16 protein-coding genes are annotated in these 21021 nt (G+C 45.7%); 4 read left to right on the top strand and 12 right to left on the bottom strand.

The annotated features are described in order from the left end of the window. The first annotated feature begins 220 nt into the window (after positions 1–220). The 4 genes from Q8W40_RS24970 (at position 221) to Q8W40_RS24955 (ending at position 6653) form a co-directional block, all read left to right on the top strand. On the top strand, positions 221–1369 hold the full coding sequence (locus Q8W40_RS24970; protein WP_305401125.1) for a 3-phenylpropionate MFS transporter: 1149 nt from the start codon (positions 221–223) through the stop codon (positions 1367–1369). A gap of 364 nt (positions 1370–1733) precedes the next feature. Then, complete coding sequence (locus Q8W40_RS24965) at positions 1734–5165, top strand: hybrid sensor histidine kinase/response regulator (RefSeq protein ID WP_305401123.1); 3432 nt, start codon at positions 1734–1736, stop codon at positions 5163–5165. A 133-nt stretch (positions 5166–5298) separates the two neighbouring features. Then, entirely contained in the window at positions 5299–6198 is a 900-nt protein-coding gene (locus Q8W40_RS24960) for a hypothetical protein (protein ID WP_305401122.1), read from the top strand. Continuing rightward, positions 6195–6653 (top strand): hypothetical protein, encoded by a 459-nt coding sequence (locus Q8W40_RS24955; protein ID WP_305401121.1) that lies wholly within the window; start codon positions 6195–6197, stop codon positions 6651–6653. The genes Q8W40_RS24960 and Q8W40_RS24955 overlap by 4 nt, the downstream gene beginning before the upstream one ends. 48 nt (positions 6654–6701) lie before the next feature. Here Q8W40_RS24955 and Q8W40_RS24950 read toward each other — a convergent pair whose 3' ends face one another. The 12 genes from Q8W40_RS24950 to Q8W40_RS24895 form a co-directional block, all read right to left on the bottom strand. After that, entirely contained in the window at positions 6702–7304 is a 603-nt protein-coding gene (locus tag Q8W40_RS24950) for a porin family protein (protein WP_305401120.1), read from the bottom strand. Positions 7305–7578: 274 nt separating this feature from the next. Beyond that, complete coding sequence (locus Q8W40_RS24945; protein ID WP_305401119.1) at positions 7579–8061, bottom strand: hypothetical protein; 483 nt, start codon at positions 8059–8061, stop codon at positions 7579–7581. A 93-nt stretch (positions 8062–8154) separates the two neighbouring features. Beyond that, a complete protein-coding gene (locus Q8W40_RS24940; RefSeq protein ID WP_305401118.1) occupies positions 8155–9882 on the bottom strand; it encodes a sodium:solute symporter family protein in 1728 nt (575 codons plus the stop codon). 12 nt (positions 9883–9894) lie between these two features. Beyond that, on the bottom strand, positions 9895–10158 hold the full coding sequence (locus Q8W40_RS24935; RefSeq protein ID WP_126609117.1) for a DUF4212 domain-containing protein: 264 nt from the start codon (positions 10156–10158) through the stop codon (positions 9895–9897). 236 nt (positions 10159–10394) lie between these two features. Beyond that, positions 10395–11021: a MarC family protein gene (locus tag Q8W40_RS24930; RefSeq protein ID WP_305401117.1), complete on the bottom strand. Its 627-nt coding sequence runs from the start codon at positions 11019–11021 to the stop codon at positions 10395–10397. 108 nt (positions 11022–11129) lie between these two features. Next, on the bottom strand, positions 11130–11765 hold the full coding sequence (locus tag Q8W40_RS24925; RefSeq protein WP_305401115.1) for a response regulator: 636 nt from the start codon (positions 11763–11765) through the stop codon (positions 11130–11132). A gap of 161 nt (positions 11766–11926) precedes the next feature. Further along, positions 11927–13003, bottom strand: coding sequence for an ABC transporter ATP-binding protein (locus tag Q8W40_RS24920; RefSeq protein WP_305401114.1), 1077 nt, complete (start codon positions 13001–13003; stop codon positions 11927–11929). 32 nt (positions 13004–13035) lie between these two features. Beyond that, complete coding sequence (locus Q8W40_RS24915) at positions 13036–14784, bottom strand: ABC transporter permease (protein WP_305401113.1); 1749 nt, start codon at positions 14782–14784, stop codon at positions 13036–13038. 102 nt (positions 14785–14886) lie between these two features. Beyond that, positions 14887–16227: an ABC transporter substrate-binding protein gene (locus tag Q8W40_RS24910; RefSeq protein WP_305401111.1), complete on the bottom strand. Its 1341-nt coding sequence runs from the start codon at positions 16225–16227 to the stop codon at positions 14887–14889. Between the two features lie 204 nt (positions 16228–16431). Beyond that, the gene (locus Q8W40_RS24905; protein ID WP_126609113.1) at positions 16432–17775 is read right to left on the bottom strand and encodes a sigma-54-dependent transcriptional regulator; all 1344 of its coding nucleotides are present in this window, start codon (positions 17773–17775) and stop codon (positions 16432–16434) included. Continuing rightward, positions 17757–19757: an ATP-binding protein gene (locus Q8W40_RS24900; protein ID WP_305401107.1), complete on the bottom strand. Its 2001-nt coding sequence runs from the start codon at positions 19755–19757 to the stop codon at positions 17757–17759. The genes Q8W40_RS24905 and Q8W40_RS24900 overlap by 19 nt, the downstream gene beginning before the upstream one ends. Next, complete coding sequence (locus tag Q8W40_RS24895) at positions 19754–20986, bottom strand: ABC transporter substrate-binding protein (protein WP_305401105.1); 1233 nt, start codon at positions 20984–20986, stop codon at positions 19754–19756. Before Q8W40_RS24895 ends, Q8W40_RS24900 begins: the two co-directional genes overlap by 4 nt. Positions 20987–21021: the final 35 nt, after the last annotated feature.

Below are 21021 nucleotides of genomic sequence, written 5' to 3'. Positions count from 1 at the left end.
TTGTATCGGTGGAAATAGCTACCCAAATGAGTGCCAAATCGGTGATTTTTAAGGGCGTCTATCTGGGTGGTAAAAATGGTAGGTGTTTGATAATAAAGCGCTTGATTTTTGTTAGGAATGGTCCGTTAAACAGGGAAGAAAAATCTCTTAATTTTTTCTCTTTTAGTTTGATGCGAAGTTGGGATAATGTCGCCCCGTTCCTTATTCAATTAGGTGTTTAATGCTCCGCAGTACCCCATATGGCTGGATAGCTCAGTATTTTGTCGGCTTCTTTTTCTCTTATGGCGTCCATCTGCCTTTTTGGGCAATTTGGTTTGCTTCACAAGATATTTCAGCGTCTGACATTGGTGTGCTGATCGGACTTGGGCTGGCTTCTCGGTGCTTTGCCAATTTGGTGATTACCCCACGTCTGCACAAGGTTGAACACCTAATCCCAGCCCTTCGTTGGCTCACTTTGGCATCGATGCTCGCCATTGTTGCGCACTTATTTGTTGGGGGCGACTTTTGGCTTCTGGCTGGGGCAACCATTCTATTTAACCTCTCTTGTGGTCCAGTGGTTCCATTAACCGATGCAATGGCGAACTATTACTCCCGCCTTAAGTTACTGGATTATGGAAGAACAAGGCTTTGGGGTTCCATCGCTTTTGTTGCGGGTTCGACAGTAGTGGGCTATTTAGTGGCGATATACGGAGCGAGCGCCATTATTTATACCGCATTGGCAGGGCTTGCGGCTTCGATGCTACTAGTGATGCGTAACCCTAATGTTATGCCTGTTTCGGAAACGGAAGAAAGCAAGGAAAGGCCAAAACTGACGGCAATTTTGAAAGACTCGTCCGTGGTTCGCTTTCTGGTTTTAGCCTCGCTAATTCAAGGTAGCCACGCCGCTTACTATGCCTTTAGTTCGCTTCATTGGAAGTCCTCGGGGATTTCTGCAGATATCATTGGTTATCTGTGGAGTTTAGGGGTAATTGCTGAAATTTCCGTATTTGCGTTCAGTAAACGCATGTTCATGGGGTGGTCGCTTCGACTGTTATTTGTTGTGGCGTCTGTTGGCGTATTTGTACGATGGGGGCTAACAGCATCCACTACGGATATATGGGCACTAATCATGGTTCAACTTCTCCATGGGGTGACGTTTGCTATGGCACATATTGCTGCTATTCAATTCATTCAAAAGCAGAGCCAAAACAAAATGGTGCCTTTGCAAGCACTGTACAATGCGATTCCACTCGGCGCATTCATAGCATTAATGACAACACTCAGTGGTTGGGGATATGAGAAGTGGGGCGCGAATGTGTTCTGGATGATGGCCGCGATGGGTGTCATTGCCATTTTTATCCGAGTAGATTCGAAGAAATCAGTGCGGTAGCACAATTTCAAAGCGAACCGTTTGAGATTAAAAATGAGACAACGTTAAATGAAAACCAGAGCACATATTCAAGCCACCTCAAGATGCTTGTTTCAGAGCTCTATCTTCTGTTTCAGTTTTAGTCGCCACATACGCGGTGGAACGAGCGCTATTTTCTAGCTTCTTGACGATGAAATAGGACAGAAGATAGGCTCCAGTAGGCGAGTTTACTTGGCTTTCATACTGCGTTATCGATCTTCGATTTAGAACCACTAGATCTTCAAATCGATGCCTTGTCTGAAAGCCAAGTAATTCTCGCTGAATTAACCATATTGAGGCAGATTGAATATAGCTCTGGTTTTTTGCGTTACAAGGAAAGTTATTGATGCAAGGTTGGATTGTCATCCCCGTTTCATTGACCTATCTCGGTCTGTTGTTTTTTATTGCTTGGTATGGCGATCGCCGTGTGAAATGGCTGTCACGCTGGCGTCCTTGGATCTACAGTTTGTCTATTGCGGTGTACTGTACCTCATGGACTTTCTACGGAACGGTAGGGCAGGCGAGTAGTAACCCTTGGTCTTTCATTCCCATCTATGTCGCTCCGATTCTCGTTTTCACCATTGGCTGGCGCTTGCTCGCACGGTTGATTCTTATCGCTAAACGCGAACACATTACGTCTATTGCCGATTTTATCGCTGCTCGATACGGAAAATCACAAGGCTTGGCGGTTACTATTACCATCATAGCTGTGGTGGGGATTTTGCCTTACATAGCCCTTCAGCTCCGCGGTATTACCATGGGGCTAGAGCTGGTAGCACCAAATTTAACCGATGATTTGGGCTATCAAGACGCCAATATTTCTTGGTTTGTGGTGTTAGCGTTGGCTATGTTCACCATGCTTTTTGGAACAAGGCACATCGACAATACCGAGCACCACCGTGGCATGATGATGGCTGTCGCGTTTGAGTCCATTGTTAAGCTGGTGGCTTTTCTAACTGTGGGCTGCTTTATTGCTTATGTTGCTTTGCATACGCCCGAGCTCGACTTAATGGCGATTGCCAGCGAAACCTACGAATCACCGAATGTTCCAACGCTCGTGATTCACACCATACTAACCATGGCTGCCATTATTTGTTTGCCACGACAGTTTCATACGATGGTGGTAGAAAACGAAAAAGCGAAAGATCTCTACACCGCGCGGTGGCTGTTTCCGGTTTACTTAGTATTGATGGGGCTGTTTGTCTTGCCAATTGCATGGGCAGGACAAGGGTTATTAACAGGTGTATCCCCCGATTCTTACGTGATCAGTTTGCCTCTTTCTATGGGTGCAGAAAACATAGCGTTACTGGCTTTCTTGGGCGGGACGTCTGCCGCGTCGGGTATGGTTATCGTGTCGACGATCGCATTAGCCATCATGGTCTCAAATGATTTAGTTTTGCCACTCATTCTAAGACGAATGAAGCTTTCCGAGCGAACCCATACCCACTTTTCTGGCATGTTATTGAATATCCGCCGAGGGCTAATTCTCTTGCTATTAGCAGGAGCGTGGGCATTTTACCAGGTACTAGGCAGCATCAGTTCGCTGTCGGTGATTGGTTTACTTTCGTTTGCCGCTATAGCGCAATTTGCGCCGTCATTAATCGGTGGTATGTATTGGCGAGAAGGCAATCGAAAAGGGGTATATGTCGGGTTATTTGCTGGTTTTACCGTGTGGCTTATTACCTTAATGAGTCAGACAGAGATGCTGGCTGGCAGTGCCGACAGTAATTTTTTACTGTGGATCGTTACCCCCCCAGATGTGTTGTCGAACCTATCACTGTCTATGTCGGACTGGGGTATGTTTCTGAGTGTGTTGCTGAACACTTTCTTCTATATCGCAGTATCTCTATTTACCCGCTCTAGCCTGAGTGAGCGCTTACAGTCGGCAGCGTTTGTCGGAACACCGTTGCCGGAAAGCGAAAATGTCAGCTTGTATCAAAGCCGAGTGACCGTGGCAGAGTTAGAGATGCTGGCGTCTCGATTTGTTGGGCGAAGCCGCGCCCGTGCTGCATTTCGAAATTTCTGGAATCAGCAGGGTGGCGACATGCTACCCAACCAACAAGCTTCGTCAGCCCTCATTCGCCACACTGAGCGGGTACTCGCTGGTGTGTTTGGTGCCTCTTCCGCTAAGTTAGTCCTTACTTCTGCGCTTCAAGGCAGAAATATGCAGTTAGAAGAAGTTGCCACCATCGTCGATGAAGCCTCTGAGTTGTATGACTTTAGCCGAGGGTTACTTCAAGGCGCGATTGAACATATTAGCCAAGGCATTACCGTGGTGGATAAGCAGCTTAGGCTGGTAGCGTGGAATCAGCGATATTTAGAGCTGTTCGATTTTCCTACGGGGCTTATTCAGGTCGGTCGCCCCATTGCCGATGTGATTCGTCACAATGCTCAACAAGGGCTATGTGGTCCCGGTGACCCAGAAGATCATGTAAAACGACGCGTCGAGCACCTCGTACGCGGAACCAAGCACACCTCTTCTCGAATTCGGCCAGACGGTCGCTTTATAGAGGTTCAAGGCAACCCAATGCCAGGCGGTGGCTTTGTTATGAGTTTCACGGATATCACCGTGTTCCATGAAGCCGAAAAAGCGTTGAAAGAAGCCAACGAAAATCTGGAATCACGGGTACATGAGCGAACCATCGAGCTAGAACGGTTGAATAAGCGCTTGGTCTCCGCCACTCAAAGTGCCGAATCAGAATCGCATTCCAAGAGCCGATTCTTAGCTGCGGTCAGCCATGATTTGATGCAGCCGTTGAATGCGGCGCGGCTTTTTGCTTCATCTCTTTCTGAAACCGCCAAAGATGATGACACGAAAAAGTTCTCTCACCACATTGAGAGTGCGCTTGGTGCAGCGGAAGAACTGATTGGTGATTTGCTGGATATTTCTCGATTGGAATCGGGAAAACTAGAAACCAATGTACATGCGTTTTCCTTAAACGACGTACTCGATAATTTGGATGCCGAGTTCAGTGCGTTAGCCAAACAGCAAGGTATTAATTTCAAAATGGTGCCTTCCAATCTACTGGCGGAATCTGATCCCAAATTATTGCGCCGAGTACTGCAAAACTTCCTCACCAACGCTTTTCGGTATAACCCGAAGGGCAAGGTGCTGCTGGGGGCTCGCCGAGTGGGTAATCAAGTTCGAATCGAGGTTTGGGACAATGGTGTTGGCATTCCTGAAGACAAACAAGCCGCTATTTTTGAAGAGTTTACGCGCGTAGAGGTAGGGCACAGCGATCAAGGCTTGGGGTTAGGGCTTGCGATAGCAAAAGGCATTGCTCGCGTGCTTGGGCACGAGATTTCTCTACGTTCTTGGCATGGGCAAGGCACTGTCTTTTCGGTGGCATTAAACCGAAGTGCTCAAATTGAACCTCAAGCAGCGATATCAGCGCCAGCCAATACCAGTGATGTGGTTGGAATGAAGGTTCTTTGTGTTGATAACGAAGCGGACATCTTAGTCGGAATGCAAGGGCTATTGGAGCGTTGGGGTTGCGACGTGAAAGTGGCAGAAGATTTGGTACAAAGCTTAAAAGCGCTCGAAAACGATTGGGCACCGGAAGTGATTTTCTCCGACTATCGCTTAGATCATGGCAGAACGGGATTAGAAGTTTTGCAGCAATGCCGACTCAGATTAGGTGACAGCTTTGAAGGGGTAATCATCAGTGCCGATCGGACCGACGACATGTTGGACGCCATTCAATCCAATGGATTCAGCTTTATCGCCAAACCGGTGAAACCATTGAAATTAAGAGCGGTGTTGAATCGGGTGGTATAGGTTTGCATGTAATTGTTTGTATTGAAAATTACAAATTAAAATGACGTGATTCTATTTAGTCCCTAGTTATGTTGATAACTCATAGTGACTAGCAGTAATGTTTTGCTCAATTGGAATTACTTGGTGATTTGAGATGACATCATATAACAGAAATTATTATGGAAACCCTAAAACTGATCCGGTTGCAATAGAGAAAAACCGATTGGGTGTATCTCCATCTGATATACCAAATCAAAAAAATTTACCGAGCACATATTTTAATACCAAATTCTCTTACACTTTGCACAAAAGAAAAAGACCTAACATTCAACATGATAAGGGGCACCTAGTCTTCCCGAAAAGAGCTCCCACGCTTGAAGATAAAATGACGCTTTTGAAATGGAAATCGATGACAAGTGTTGCAGAAGCCATTAGACCAGATCTGACCGATGCGACAGCTGCATACAATCATTTTCTAGAGGGAAAAGGGAGCACCAGAACTTTCTCATATGAGAGATATGTTTCTGGAGATGAAAGCGGAAGAAAAACTCTTGAGAATGCGATACTACATATAAAGCTTGGGATAGAAGATTTATGGTTGGAGAATAATAGTCTCAGAAGCTTTTGTGTTAGCGGACCTGAAATCCGGTGTGGCGGTAGCAACGTTGATAAAAAGATATTTCCCTACCCTAAAACGGAAAACTGGCAGAAAGCCATTGGAGCACACTCTATTTGGCTCTATGGGGATGTGAAAGTCGTAGTTGATGAAAACAACTATCCTTCGTTCTATGCAATTGTTACTTTAAACGCAGAAGATATGTATAACTTTAATCCTGGAGCTAATGATATTGCAACGGGTATTCCTGACTCAGAAAACGGTGCATTGACAATAACTCGTCTCGCACATCCTTACCTTAATAAGGCTACTTTAACTAGATCAATTTCTTGGAAAGGTTTTTCAAGTAAGAACGTAAGTATAGTTTCTAGAGAGAAAGGTAGATATGAAAGAGAAAGGCAGTCTAAGGAGAACAGAAGACTGAGGAATAGAGTATGAGGCTCTTGATTATCTTTTTTGTCTCCATATTAATTCTTGCATGTGAGGGTAATTCGGATCATGAACCTAAAGACGACTCTACAGATCCCGTTAAGTTAGGAAAGCTTATTAACTTTAATGGCTTTCAACCTGTCTCGGTAAATTGGATTACAGGGAAAAGAAAAGCGTCTCCCGATGGGCTCATTCCCTCAGAAAATCAGTGGTGGCTTTTCGCTGTTATAAAGTTTGACAGCTTACCAGCGGACTTAAACAACTGCCCGATACTTGAAGGAGTTGATCTACCCAATGACAAACACGTCATTCTAACAAAAATGCTGGATGACCTCGAACTCTCGCTCTCAAGCAAATTGAGCAAACATGAAGCATGTTTTTTCTTCAAAGATCCGCTTATTGATGGCGCGTACTTAATTGATTGGCAAAACAATTTGGTGATTTTGGATATATCCACGTTCTAGACTGCGAAAAATTTTTTAAAAAGAGCGCCTTTCGGCGCTCTTTTTAAATTAGAATTTGTAGCCGATACCTACGTAGAACGAACTTAGGTCTAACGTGATACCGCCGTCTTCAATACTTGTCTTTTTATAGCCAGCACGAGCTAAAACGCCATTGTGGTGCTGGTATCCACCTTCTAAACCGTAAATGAAGCCATTTTCACTTGATGTCTTAATTGCAAAGCTGTTTACCAAGTCCAGATTAAGAGTGTATGAACCGTAGCCAAGAGTACCACCGATATAGATGTTGTCATTGACGTAGTATTTTGGTTTTACATTAAGTGCTGTGCTGGTGATATAAGCTTCAGCTGCACTATCTGAGAACGTTTTATAGTTGCCCCAGTTATAAAATTCTAACTCAGCAGCAACATTAATTTTGTCGTTGGCTTTGAATTCATAACCAAGGTGGAAGCCTGATGCAATATCTAGGTCAGAGTTGTATGGATTATCGCTAGAAATGGATTTTCCAGAGGCAGATGATTCTCCCGAAAGTCCCAAATCCAAACCTGCGTAAAAGCCTTCTGTTTTTACTGACGTTGGCGCTTTGTCTTCTTGAGCTTGTGCTGGAAGAGCGATAGCTAGAGAAAGTGCGCTCAGTAGAATTGTTTTATTCACTTTTATAATTTCCTGATTGATACATCTATTATTTCGCGCGCATTATTATTTCTAATTCATATGCTTATCAATGGACAAATTGTTAGTATTTATTAATGTTCTGGCATTTTATAATTTCTCGAAGGTTAACCTGATTGAGCTGAAATAGAAAAACCGTCAGATTGACGGTTTTTGGGGGAGTTTTAATGTTGTTTAGGGCTGAATTTCGCTAATCGATCTATCGTGGAAAATTCAGATTAACTCGTCTCTTGAGTGAATTTTTCTCTTCAATAAGCTATTTGTCTTCAGTAAATAGCGTTTCGTAAACCACGAACTGAGTGTTTGCTTCGCCGTAATATAATGTGTCGCCAGATTGAAACACCATCAGTAACTTGCTGTCTTCATTCTGTGGAGCATTTACGGTTAAGTGCCAGTTTTGCGCATCGATTTTACGCATTTTTGATGGAATACGTTTATCGTCAGGGGAGTCTGCTATTGCGATCTTTGCGCCCTCTAAAGGTAAATCCGCTTTTAAAGTTAACGTCAATTGACCATCTTTAATCCCTTCCGAGCGAAACTGAACTTTAAAATCTCCATTTTCCATATTGCATAATCCGCTGGTGTAGCGGCAATTGGATTTGCTTGCCAGTTTATAAGATTCCCCTTCTTTGGCGGCATGCGGAGTCTCACTTATTGCTGCATCTGTACCGAAATACGCAATAATGGCAAGAATAGGGGCGATGAGCATGGCAATAATAAAGTGTTTGTTTTTAAACATGTTTGGGCTTCTTCCTGCTGACTTTTATCTAAAATGCCTCAGATGAGGAGATAAAAAAAGCCCCTGTCGGGGCTTTTGTGGCGTGTGTTTTAATTAGTGTGATTGAGCGTCGCCTGCGCCGGCTGGAACACGTACGTGCTCAACCAAGTCTTTCACTTCTTGTGGTGTATCTGCGGTTACTTTAGAAACAGCAAATGCGACTGCGAAGTTGAAGGCTGCACCGATAGCACCAAATGCATTTGGTTCAATGCCTAGGAACCAGTTGCTGCCCCAGCTTTCTAGGTATTTCCAATCGGCGATGAACAAAATGCCTTTGTGTTGGAATACGTAGAACAGAGTAATCGTAATACCTGCAATCATACCGGCGATTGCACCTTCCTTGTTGATGTTCTTACTGAAGATACCCATCATCAAGGCGGGGAATATCGACGAAGCGGCCAGACCAAAGGCGAGGGCTACGGTACCGGCAGCAAATCCGGGTGGGTTCAAGCCTAAATAGCCTGCCACCGCAATTGCCACCGCCATCGATATCCGACTGGCGAGGAGCTCCTTCTTCTCGGATATGTTCGGATTAATAACCCCTTTTATTAAGTCGTGGGATATGGACGACGATATCGCGAGCAATAAGCCGGCAGCAGTAGAGAGTGCGGCCGCCAAGCCACCAGCCGCTACTAATGCGATGACCCAGTTAGGTAGCTTCGCAATTTCAGGGTTTGCCAGAACCATGATGTCACGGTCCACTTTTAACTCGTTTGTTGCTTTGTCAGAGGTGTACTGAATTTCACCGTCGCCATTCTTATCGTCAAATCCTAGAAGACCTGTTTTCTCCCAGTTTTTGAACCAAGCTGGACGCTCGTCGTATTTCAAGTATTCACCTTGAGCAGGGTTTACTGTGTCCATTAAGTTCAAGCGAGCCATTGCCGCTACAGCTGGAGCCGTGGTGTAAAGGATCGCAATAAAGAACAATGCCCAACCTGCTGAAGTTCTCGCATCACGCACTTTTGGTACAGTGAAGAAACGAATGATTACGTGAGGTAGACCCGCTGTACCAATCATCAGAGACATGGTGTAAACGAACATGTTCAGCGTATCGCCCCGAACGGCGGTGGTGTATTCGGTGAATCCGAGCTCTGTGACGACTTGATCAAGCCGATCGAGCAAGTAGACATCGGTTCCGACCATGGTCCCACCTAAACCAATTTGAGGTAGAGGGTTACCTGTTAGTTGAAGTGAAATGAAGATTGCGGGAATAGTGTAAGCTAAAATGAGTACGCAATACTGAGCGATCTGTGTGTAAGTAATCCCTTTCATTCCGCCCATTACAGCGTAAATGAATACGATACACATACCAATCAACAGACCAGTTGAGTAGTCCACTTCAAGGAAACGACCAAACGCAACACCCACCCCTTTCATCTGACCGATAACGTATGTCACCGATGCGATGATCAAACACGCTACCGCTACAACGCGGGCAGTGTTGGAATAAAAGCGCTCACCAACGAATTCTGGCACTGTGAACTTACCAAACTTACGAAGGTAAGGAGCAAGAAGCAGAGCAAGTAATACGTAACCGCCTGTCCAGCCCATGAGGAATACGGAACCACCGTAACCCATAAAGGCAATTAAGCCAGCCATCGAAATAAACGACGCTGCTGACATCCAGTCTGCTGCCGTTGCCATGCCGTTTGCGATAGGGTTTACACCACCGCCAGCAACATAGAACTCTTTGGTCGAGCCAGCGCGGGCCCAAATGGCGATACCGATGTAAATTACAAAGGTGGCACCGACGACTAAATATGTAATTGTTTTAAGATCCATCTTAGCGACTCCTTACTCGTCCACGTCAAATTCGCGGTCTAACTGACGCATCTTCCACGCGTAGTAGAAAATGATTGCCAGGAAGCAGTAAATTGAGCCTTGCTGCGCAAACCAGAAACCGAGCTTGTATCCGCCAAGTTGGAATTGATTTAGTGCATCAACAAACAAAATGCCACAACCGAATGACACTACAAACCAGATTGCCATCAAGGAAATCATGAGTCTTACGTTTTTGTCCCAGTAGGCCTTTGCCCGTTCTTTGTTTTCGAACGCCATTGCCGTCTCCTTACGATATTGAATGCTCTTCATTACATGAACAGCTCGTTGTTAACGATTTGTATCAGGATTTACAATAGCAAGATGAAATCAAGAACTCTTTTCTACTTTAGTCTGGGCGAGGAAATGAAAAAGCCCCCTAAAAACGGGGGCTTAAAGATGAGTGTTCCGAAAAGTGAGATGTTAACACGTTGTTAACTTAGCCGAAGGTCTAATGTTTGGGTGTGTCTAAGCCACTATTGGATGTAAAAATCACGTATTCCGATCAATAAGTTGTTGAGCGCCACGGCGGCTAAGATGAGTCCCATAACACGGCTAATGATGGCTGCACCCACATTGCCAATGACTTTTTGGATATGCGTTGCACCTAATAAGAGAATCAAAGTGATCAAGAGTACCGCCAACATGACACCAGCAGTGATGCTTTGATCGACCAGCGAGTATCGGTAATTGTCGGTGAGCATAACAATGGCCATCATTGCACCTGGAGATGCAATTGAAGGGATGGCTAATGGGTAAACAGCGAGATCAGCCAGATTTTCTTGGTTGTTGTCTGGTGCCATTTTGGATTCTTGTTCCGGTTTACTCTCGCCGAAAATCATTGTTAGCGCAAACAGCAGTAAAACCAGTCCTCCGGCCGCTTGAAATGCTGGAAGTGGTATTTGCATTGCTTCCAATAGAAGTTGACCTGCTACGAGGAAAAACATCAAAACCCCCGTTGCTATTGCGACGGCTTTTAACGCGACTTTTCTTCGCTGTTGAGGTGTTAGGTGACTAGTTTGAGAAAGGTAAACAGGTACCGAACCGATAGGATCAATGACGGCCCATAAAACGACAAATTGAGTGATCAAGATACTGAGCAAAGAAGTCTCCCAGACTTAATGAAGAGAGGGACAAAGCCATGCGAGTGCATGGCTTAGAAGAATATCAAATTGAGCTCAATTCACGTCATCGCAATGTCAGGACAGAGGTTAAGCTTCGGGTTCCATCTGCTGAAGTAAGATGACGGCTTGAGTTCGGTTTTTGACACCGAGCTTGCGAAAAATGGCGGTCATGTGTGCTTTGATGGTCGCTTCTGAAACGTTGAGTTCGTACGCAATTTGCTTGTTCAATAATCCGTCGGACAGCATACCAAGTACGCGGTATTGTTGAGGGGTTAACGCGGCGATCTTTTCACTTAGCTCATTACATGCAGCGTTATTGGTGATCATCCCTTCAGGGAAGAAAGGTTCTCCGTTGAGTACCTGATTGAGTGCAGCCACCAGCTCTCTCATGTCGCTTGATTTTGGAATAAAGCCAAACGCACCATGGCTTTTAACTTGAGTGACGACGCTGGATTCTTCACTTGCGGAAATAACGACAATTGGGAGATCTGGGTATTCGGCGCGAAGTTGGATCAAACCAGACATTCCATTGGCGCCGGGCATCTTCAAGTCTAGCAACAGAAGATCGGGTTCTTGCTCTTTCTCCAAAAGGGAAAGTAAAGCCGCTAGAGAATCGGCTTCAAGCAGATTGGCTCCGCTGATCGCCATATGTACCGACTGAAATAAAGCATTACGGAACAGTGGGTGATCATCGGCGATGAGGATGGTGTAGGTCGAGTCCATGACGTTAAGCACTCTTTAACAGACAGTTAATTTAATTATTATCACCGTCTCCAGAATACAACAACTAATATGCGCTTATTCTCTGATTTTTCTTCTGAAAATGTGAAAGAGCCAGACTAAGATAGACCAGCTCTTTAATAATTGATATTGATGTCAATAGGTTAGCTTAAAGCAACGATTTCATCAGGGTTAAGTTGCAGTAAGATTGGGGATCCATTTCTTATATGGGTCGAACCTCGCAAGTGAGGATCATCGACCATTAACATTTGGCCGCCAATATCGATGCCGTAACGCACTAAGTGACCTAAAAACTCTCGATGTTTCACTTTTCCTTCCAACTTTATCGCGTCTGAATTGGGTGAGGAATGGCAAATTTCTAAGCTTTGAGGTCGGAATACCAACGAAATATCGCCTCGTTCCTTCGTTTGATACGGGAAAAGAATACCGGATTCTGATTGGAACACACTGCTTCCACCAGATTCAGTGATTTGCCCATTCAATACGTTCGCAGTACCTAAGAAATCGGCAACAAACTTATTGGCAGGGTTATCGTAGAGTTCAATGGGTTCTCCGATCTGTTGAATCACGCCTTGATCCAAAACCGCAATGCGATCTGAAATGGTGTTGGCTTCTTCTTGATCGTGAGTAACAAAGATCGTGGTTAATCCTAATTGACGTTGCAGATCAAGAAGATCACGTCGCATTTGTTCACGCAAATTCGCATCCAGATTCGATAAGGGTTCATCTAGAAGCAACACGCGTGGTTCAACGACCACCGTTCGTGCAATGGCGACCCTTTGCTGCTGACCACCAGAAAGTTGCGAAGGTCGGCGCTCAGCTAAATGAAAAAGTCCGACGAGGTTGAGCGCTTCATCCACCCGTTTTTTGATTTCTGGTTTCGGCACTTTGCGCTCTTCCAAGCCATACGCCACATTCTGACGCACCGTCATATGCGGCCATAACGCGTAGCTTTGGAACACCATACCTACGTTGCGCTTCCACGGTGGCTGTTCGATGACGTTTTCATCACCCAACAATATTTGTCCATTAGGGACGGGGCCAAATCCTGCGATCGCGCGGAGCAGGGTAGATTTACCTGAACCGGAAGGACCAAGAAAGGCGAAAAACTCTCCGGGCTGGATGTCCAAATTCACCCCTTTTAGCACCTCGGTTTCCCCAAATGCTAACGTGAGATCCTTAATGGTAATGCCGACTTGTTGGCTGTTTTCTAAACTCATGGGAAATTCCTTTTTTTATTGGTCAATAGACTCTAATGACTCTTTTCGCCGTGAGCTTGGCGAGTACGTTCAACAATGGTGTGCGACAAGTACGTCGCTAACCCAACAATCACTACGGCAATCACACCCAAAGCAGCACCAGGACCACGCCCAGCAGCGCTTTGCATGAAGATGTACAAGCCGTAGGCCAATGGGGCATCCGATTCTTGTGCAACGAGCATAATGGTGGCGGAAAGCTCAACCGCGGCAGTGGCAAATGCGGTGACAAACCCTGCTAAAATACCTGCAGCCATTAGTGGCACGACAATGCGTCGGATGGTTCGAGATCGGGTTGCTCCTAGGTTTTCGGATGCTTCTTCAAGTGAAGGGCTAACCTGCTGTAACGCAGCCACGCAGGAGCGAAGCGCATAAGGTAAGCGCCGTACAGACAACGCAATCACAATGATTCCCCACCACGTTGCCATCGATGTGCCGACAATCGGTAATTCAACGTCATAGAAGGTACGCAAATAGCCAATGCCGAGAACAACACCCGGTACCGCGAGGGCAGCCATGGCACCAAAATCGAGCCATTTTCGTCCTACCATTTTTGTGCGCCAGACAAGGTAAGCGATGGCGGTGCCCAAAATGACATCAATAACGCCCGCTAAACCAGCGTAAAGCAGAGTATTGGTGATGAAGTCAGATGCTTGAGTGATCGCGGTGGTGTAGTGATCAATTGTGAAGCCGTCTGGGAGTGGGCTAAAGCTCCAAATCGTACCAAACGAAAGCAGCAACAAAGCAAAGTGCGGTGCCAAAACCAACATGAGGATCAGGGCAATCACCGCATAGCAACCCACCATTTCCATAGGACGAAGCTCACGCTTGGATAAACCGCCGCCGCCTTTTTGTGTGGTGGAGTAGTCTTTTCCTTTTAACGCTTGGAAAGAAACCCAAAGCGCAAACACAGAAAATGCCACGAGAATAACCGAAATAACGTACCCCATCGGATCAGAAATACCCACCGATGAAATGCGCAAATACGCTTGTGGAGCCAGCATGTTGTTTACGTTGAGTAAAAGTGGTGTGCCTAAATCATCAAACACTTTCACAAACACCAGCGATGCCCCCGCAACATAGCCAGGCATAGCGAGTGGGAACACGATTCTTCTAAACAATTTTAAGCCTGAAGAACCCAGTGACTGCGCCGATTCTTCCATTGAGCGATCAATGTTTTGCAATGCGGCAGATAAGTTAATCAGAATGAATGGGAAATAGTGAACGCTTTGAACAAAGATAACGCCATTCAACCCCTCCATAACCGGGATTGTGAAACCGAAATATTCGTCCAAAAGCAAATTCATTGTGCCGTTTTCACCAAACAGCAATTGCATCGCGACGGCGCCAATAAAGGGCGGCATGATAAGAGGCACAATACCTAAGGTTTGAATCAGCACCGTACCTTTAAACTGGAATCGGCTGGTGAAGTACGCCAAAGGCATGGCAATAATAGACGCCACCACCACCGACATGAAGGCAACGTAGAAAGAGTTAAAGAAAGATTCTTGGAACAAAGAAGAACCAAAAAAATCTTGAAAGTTAACCAGTGTAAAGCCGCCTTCTTGATCTTGGAAAGCGACAAAAATGACCTTTAACACGGGCACAAAAAGAAAAACGATGATGAACAAGGCGATGATGATGGCGGATAAATATAATCCCCAATCTTCACGAATTTTTTTCAGCAAACCACGGCCTTTTTGTCCTGTGTCGTCTTTTGACTGTGGAAGAGAGACACTACTCATAAGAAACTCCATGTTCTTGAGATAAAAATCCCCCCAGCACCACGCAATTACGTGGTGCTGACCTACAAGTGGGGGAATCAGATGTTGTAGAGCGGAAAAGGCTTACAGCATATCCATTGCTTGTTCGGCAAGCGCTTTCGCTTTGTCGTAGTTAACGACGACTTTTTTATCCCAAGCTTGTTCGACTTCAGCCTGACGAGCGCCGACTTTGTCGGTTTTCTTCTTACGCTTTTTGGTGAAGATACCGGCAAAATCAGGGTCACTGGCTTCTTGTGCTGTGATGGGCATTTGATTGATTAACGCTTTAGCTTGAGCAACCAGCTCTAGTGCTTTGGCATTGTTTTGAGATTTCGCTTTGGATTCAGCCTCTTGAATGGCTTTCGTTGCACTGCGCAATTCTCCCATACGGTAGGTGATCATGACGTCGAACAAGCTATTGACGACGTTGTAGCGAGATTTGGATAGGTTGAGATCGAAATCCACCGTTCCAAGCTTTTCACCTGTAAATGGGTTTGGGAAACCTTCAGGCGTTTTGCTGTATACATTTGGGTTGACGGGTAAGCGCTGAATCCCTTCATCGAGAAGGAGTTCTTGCCCTTCGTCAGAGAGTAGGAAATCGATAAAAGCGCCAGCCGCTTCTTGGTTCGGTGCATTTTTGACTTTACCGACGTTAGCGGGAACAAGTGCCGTCACCGTCGGATAGTGGAAGTCGACTGGGAAACCTGTTGCTTTCGACGACAGACCAAAGAAATCAATCACAATACCCACGCCAAATGAGCCACTGTTCACGCCATCCGGCACACCAAAACTTCGCTCGGTGACTACGCGAAAGTTACCTGAAATGGCTTTTAGCGTCGCCCAACCATCTTCCCAGCCCTTACCTTGAAGGATCGCTTCTACCGTTAGGTGAGTGGTTCCTGAGCGTGAAGGTGCCGACATTCCTACGTGTTTGTGGTAAATGGGGTCAGCCAAATCTTCCCACTCATTAGGGATCGGGAGTTTTTTGGCTTTTATGTAACGTTCGTTCCACATCATGCCGTAGCCCGAAAGCGCAAACCCTTTGTAGTAACCGTCTGGGTCATTAATAGGAAATGATCCTACTTTCTCGGGAATACCAGTGACTGACGATTGGTATTGCGCCAGCAAGTCGTTGTCTTTTAGCACTTCAAAAGCATCGGGGGCCGATGCCCAGAAAATATCAGAGTTGTTACGAGAAGCCGTTTCTTGCAGATACTTAATACCGGATGTGGTTTTTTTCTTTAAGATTTCGACTTTTACGTTGGGGTATTTTTTTTCAAACGCTTTTTTATAAACGTCGGTCACGTCATTGGAAAACGAGGTGACGATCACCAAGTCTTTGTCCGACATTGCCCAAGCGGATGCGCTGCCCATTGCGAGCATCATTGCGCTGGTTAGTGTCAGCAGTTTGATTCCATGTTTCATTGTGCACTCCATTTTTATCAACGTAGGGTTATCCATGTGCGGGTTACCAGCGAATTTGCGCGATAACCTATCGTTACTAGTTCAAATGTTATGCCAATGTTAAACTTAAATTAATTCCTTTAATTTTAGTATCTTATGGTTTTTCGGCTTCTTACAGTGTGTCAAATGATGACCAATGTGATCTGTGAGTAGGTCATCGATGACCTACTCTTCAGGCAAAACGTAATCCTCTTTCTTCAAACCAAACTTTTTCATTCTCAGGTACAGATTCTTACGTGGAATATCTAAATGTTCTGCTGTCGCCCCAATATGACCATCAAATTGAATCAAGGTATGGTGGAGGACGGAAAATTCAAATTGAGTCATCTGATGCGCCAAACTGTGACATTCTTGCTGGTTACTGGTGAAGATAAGATCCGATATGCCCAAAACGATCCGATCTGCCTCGTTCATCAGTTCGCGCACATTCCCGGGCCAGTCATGAGACATGAGATGTTGGAAATGCATCGGCGTTAGGGTAGGGGCTTTCTGCCCAAGGCGCTTTTCGGCACCGTGAATGAAATACCCCAATAGCATCGGGATATCAGACTTTCGGTCTCGCAGTGGTGGGATGTCTAGGTTGGCAACGTTTAGGCGGTAGTACAAATCTTGTCTGAAAACGCCTCGTTGTGATAAGTCGAATAAGTCGTCTTTTGAAGCGGAAAGAACTTTCAAATCAACTTTTACGACTTGATTACTGCCCACTCGTTCCAATTCACCTTCTTGAATGACTCGCAGTAAACGGATTTGAGCGGATAACGGCATGCTTTCTATTTCATCGAGAAATAAGGTGCCACCAGAAGCGTACTCTATTTTGCCGATCCGTTTTTTACTGGCTCCGGTAAAGCTGCCTGCTTCATGACCAAACAGCTCCGACTCAATCAGGTTTTCTGGCATAGCGCCGCAGTTAATGGCGACAAATGGTTTATCACTGCGTTCAGACTGGCTGTGTAAGGTACGGGCGATTTTCTCTTTGCCTGTGCCCGTTTCTCCGTTAATCACAATGTTGACGTCGGCATTAGCGAGGGTCATTAACCGGCTTTTGAGTTTCTGCATGGAATCGGATTCGCCAATGAGCAGTTCATCCAATGTGATGTTACGAGGATTCCTTTGTTTCAGCCTTCGGTTTTCCAGCGTGAGGGCACGATGCTGAATGGCTTTGGTTGCAAGCCCGATAAGATGTTCTGGTCTCAGCGGTTTTTCGACAAAATCAAAGGCACCTTGTTTAATGCATTGCAACGCGGTTTCGATGTCCGCATGACCTGAAATCAGAATCACGGGCAACTCCGCGTCGAGTTGCTGTAGGTGTTGTAAGAACGTCATACCATCCATGTTGGGCATTCTGATGTCTGAAATGACAATGCTATTGGCGTTATATTGAATGCAAGGAAGTGCTTTGTCGGCAGAAGCAAATGCCGTGACGATCATGTCATTCAGTTCTAGGATCTCGCTCAGGCTTTCTCTGAGTTCTTTATCGTCTTCCACCAGTACTACATGGGTTTGAGACATACCATAACCTCCGTTCCCGTGTTAATTTCAGACTGCACATAGATAGTGCCGCCGAAATCTTGAATTATGTTATGTGTTATCGACATCCCGAGCCCTAAGCCGCTGCCCACCTCTTTTGTGGTGAAGAAAGGTTCAAAGATTTGATCGACTTGTTCTTGAGTCATACCACACCCATTATCGGTGATACACAGGTTGACCCAGTCGGTCGATTGATGGGCTGAAATGGAAATAGAGGGATGAAATTCATCGTCTCCTAGTCTCTGCTGAATGGCATCTAAGCTATTGCTGATGGCGTTGACCAAGACCTGCTCTAGCCGTATTTCGTTGGCACGAACGCATAAATCGGTTGCAATATCGATGGTGACCCAATCCTCTGGCAAGCTTTCTGTGAATAAATCTATGGCGTTGATCACCGCTTTGGATACGTAGGTTCTTTGAGTTACGTCGTCGGTTTTGCGAGCAAAGGATTTAAGGTGTTGGCAGAGTTTTGTTGCTCTGTCGGTGATGCGATCTATTCGGTCCAATTTTTCTTGCGCTTGCTCTGGTTGCTGTTTACTTAAGTATTGAGAGGCGAGATAGCTGTTCGAACGAATGGCGGCTAATGGCTGGCTAAATTCATGCACAATACCGGAAGTCAGTTGACCGAGCACAGCCAGTTTAGCGGCTTGAACTAATTCTTCTTGGGTTTCTTTTAAATTGTTTTCTGCTTGCTGGCGCTGCTCAATTTCATCTAAAAGCTGGTGGTTTTTTTCTTCTAGAGCACTGGTACGTTGCCTCAATTGTCTTGCGGTTTGGTTAAATACATTGGTGGCGTGCGCCAACGAGGCCACTTCATCTTGCCCCGCTATTTTTAACGGTGTTTGCAATTCACCTTGCGCCAAATGTCGCATGCTTCGAAGTACGGTTGCTAATCGGCTGAGGAGCTGGTTTTTAAGGTATAAAGCAACAAATATCGTCAGTATGGCAATAGTGCCGATGGTGACGTTGAGTTGAGTTCGGCTGGTGTTCACGATATCGGTAATACTGCTTGCGGTATTGGTTGCCTGTGCTTCGGCTTCGCGCACGGCTTCTGAAATGAATTGGCGAATGCTTTGAATGAGTGCTCGGTTTTGAGCAAGCAATTCTTGGTTTCCTTCATCGAGAGATAACACTCTGAGTGCCCGCTGAATGGGGGTATTACTCCCAGTAACATGGTCGTTGAGCTGCGACGCAATTTGACGAATGGTTACCGTGCTAGGAAGTGGCTTGAGTGCGCTGATTTGTTGATAAATGGTGACCATGGTTTCATCGATCATGCTTTGCGCTGCCAAAATGTCGGTTTGGCTTGAAAATAGAGAGACACGCTGGAGCAGATCCAGCACTAGGTTTACATCGGCTTCTAGCTTTAAAAGCTGGCTCTGGCTGTTGCTCTCAAATTGAAGTGACACAAATTCAGATTTAGACAACACCTGACTTTTTTCGAGCTTATCCATTAGCAATCCGAGGTTGAACTGGCTTTCTTCCGTAAGCGGAATGACTTCATCTACAAAATCGATTTGTGTCCAATATAGCTGTTGCCTAAGTTGTTGCTGGCGCTCTTGAATCAGCAGTTTTTGCTCGGTATTGGCATAGATTTTACGAATGTTTTCTTTGAGTTCCAAAGCGAGCCGTTGCATCTCTTGATGATGTTTGGGAGACAGCTTTTGCGGGTCTAAACTGCTCAGCTTGGGGAGCGTATTTTGCAAATCTTGATTGGCCTCTTGAAGCGCACTGGCGGACTTGGCTAATGCCAAGTGAGTAGCGTCTGTCGTTATTTGACCGCCCAACTCTGCAAACTTGGCAGCAGCGACCATAACCGGAAGCTGTTTTTGCCCCCAAGCTTCTGAAGAGGAGGCGAGGTGTTGGAGTGTGACGACGTTGGATACGACCATACCAATGGCAAGGCAGCCTAGCGCCATAAAAAGTGCAAAGATTCTAAGCGCGATACTGTGGCGTTTTTTCATGGGGAAACCTCACGAGAAAGCTGCTCTAGCTCGGATATGGCGGACTCTAGATCAGCATTCATTTGCGACTGCCATAGACCCGTTATTCGCTGATAAAAATCGTCATAGCGGTGCACGCTACTGAGTTTTTGGTTGAGAGTAGGGTCGGAGGCTACGCCTTCTTCGACAGGAATTTGGCTAATTGACGCCCATATGTCGTCTAATTTTTGTTTTTGGGGCGATGAGAGTGGTTGCTGATGGATGTGGTGCCATGTGACCCAAAACCGATGTAAAGCATCCAGTCGATGTGTGATCCATTGGTCGAACAAAGCGTTTACGGTGTGATATCGGCTGGCGGAAAGCTCGCTATTGAAATCTGACGTACCACTTTTTTCTGCCATCTCAACGCCCACTTTAAAAGGAATTCGATTGATGTTGGGTTGGTTGAGCAAAGCTTGCCCCTCATCAGACAATATGAAATCAACAAAGGTATGGCGAATAGCATTAGAAGGAGATTGCTTGGTGATGCCGATTTGTGCTGGAATAAGTGGCGAATCGGGGAACGGATGAAACCCAACCGGAGCTTGATTGGCTAACGCGCTGCGATAGAAAAAGTCGACGACAGGGGCAACCGTAAAGCGCTGCCTTAAAATGCCTTCCCGTACGCCAAAGCTGCGCGCGGTGATAGTGCTTAGATTTCCCCCGAGTTTTAACAATAGTTTCCAGCCTTCTTCCCAGCCGTATTGCTGCAATACAAGTTCGATAACCAGATGGTTGGTGCCAGAGCGAGAAGGCGCACTCATGGCTATTTGGTTTTGAAAACTTTCAGAGGTGATCACTTCCCAGCTGGTGGGCGTGGGTAGATTGATCTGTTCAAGTCGTTCGGTATTCCAAAAGAAGCCAAATTGCGACCACGCAAAGGTATGGCTCTGCTGGATGAAACCGGCAATGGCAAGCTGAGCCATGGCATCGGATGAGCTGAGCCAAATGAGGTCGGCATTTGGGCTTCGGCGCTGTTCTAGATGCGCCATTAAAGCGGGTGTTTTTTTATTGATGAAGCGAAGGTGAGTATTGGGGTATTTATCCTGAAACGCCTCTCGAATAGGAGAGTAAAAGCTTTCAGGGAATGAAGTGAGCACTACGATGTTGTTCGATTGGATATTACTGGCAACGGCCATATTATGGGGCGTTACCATTGTGGAAAACAGCCACCCCAAACTTACACACAATGTGTAGATAATCCGTTTCATGATAAAAAACTCAGTTACGTCACTGAGATTATTAT

This window comes from Vibrio penaeicida (assembly GCF_030689305.1).
GTDB classification, from domain to species: domain Bacteria; phylum Pseudomonadota; class Gammaproteobacteria; order Enterobacterales; family Vibrionaceae; genus Vibrio; species Vibrio penaeicida_B.
Note: the sequence above shows the minus strand (reverse complement) of the source record. Positions and strands in the feature narration are given on the sequence as shown.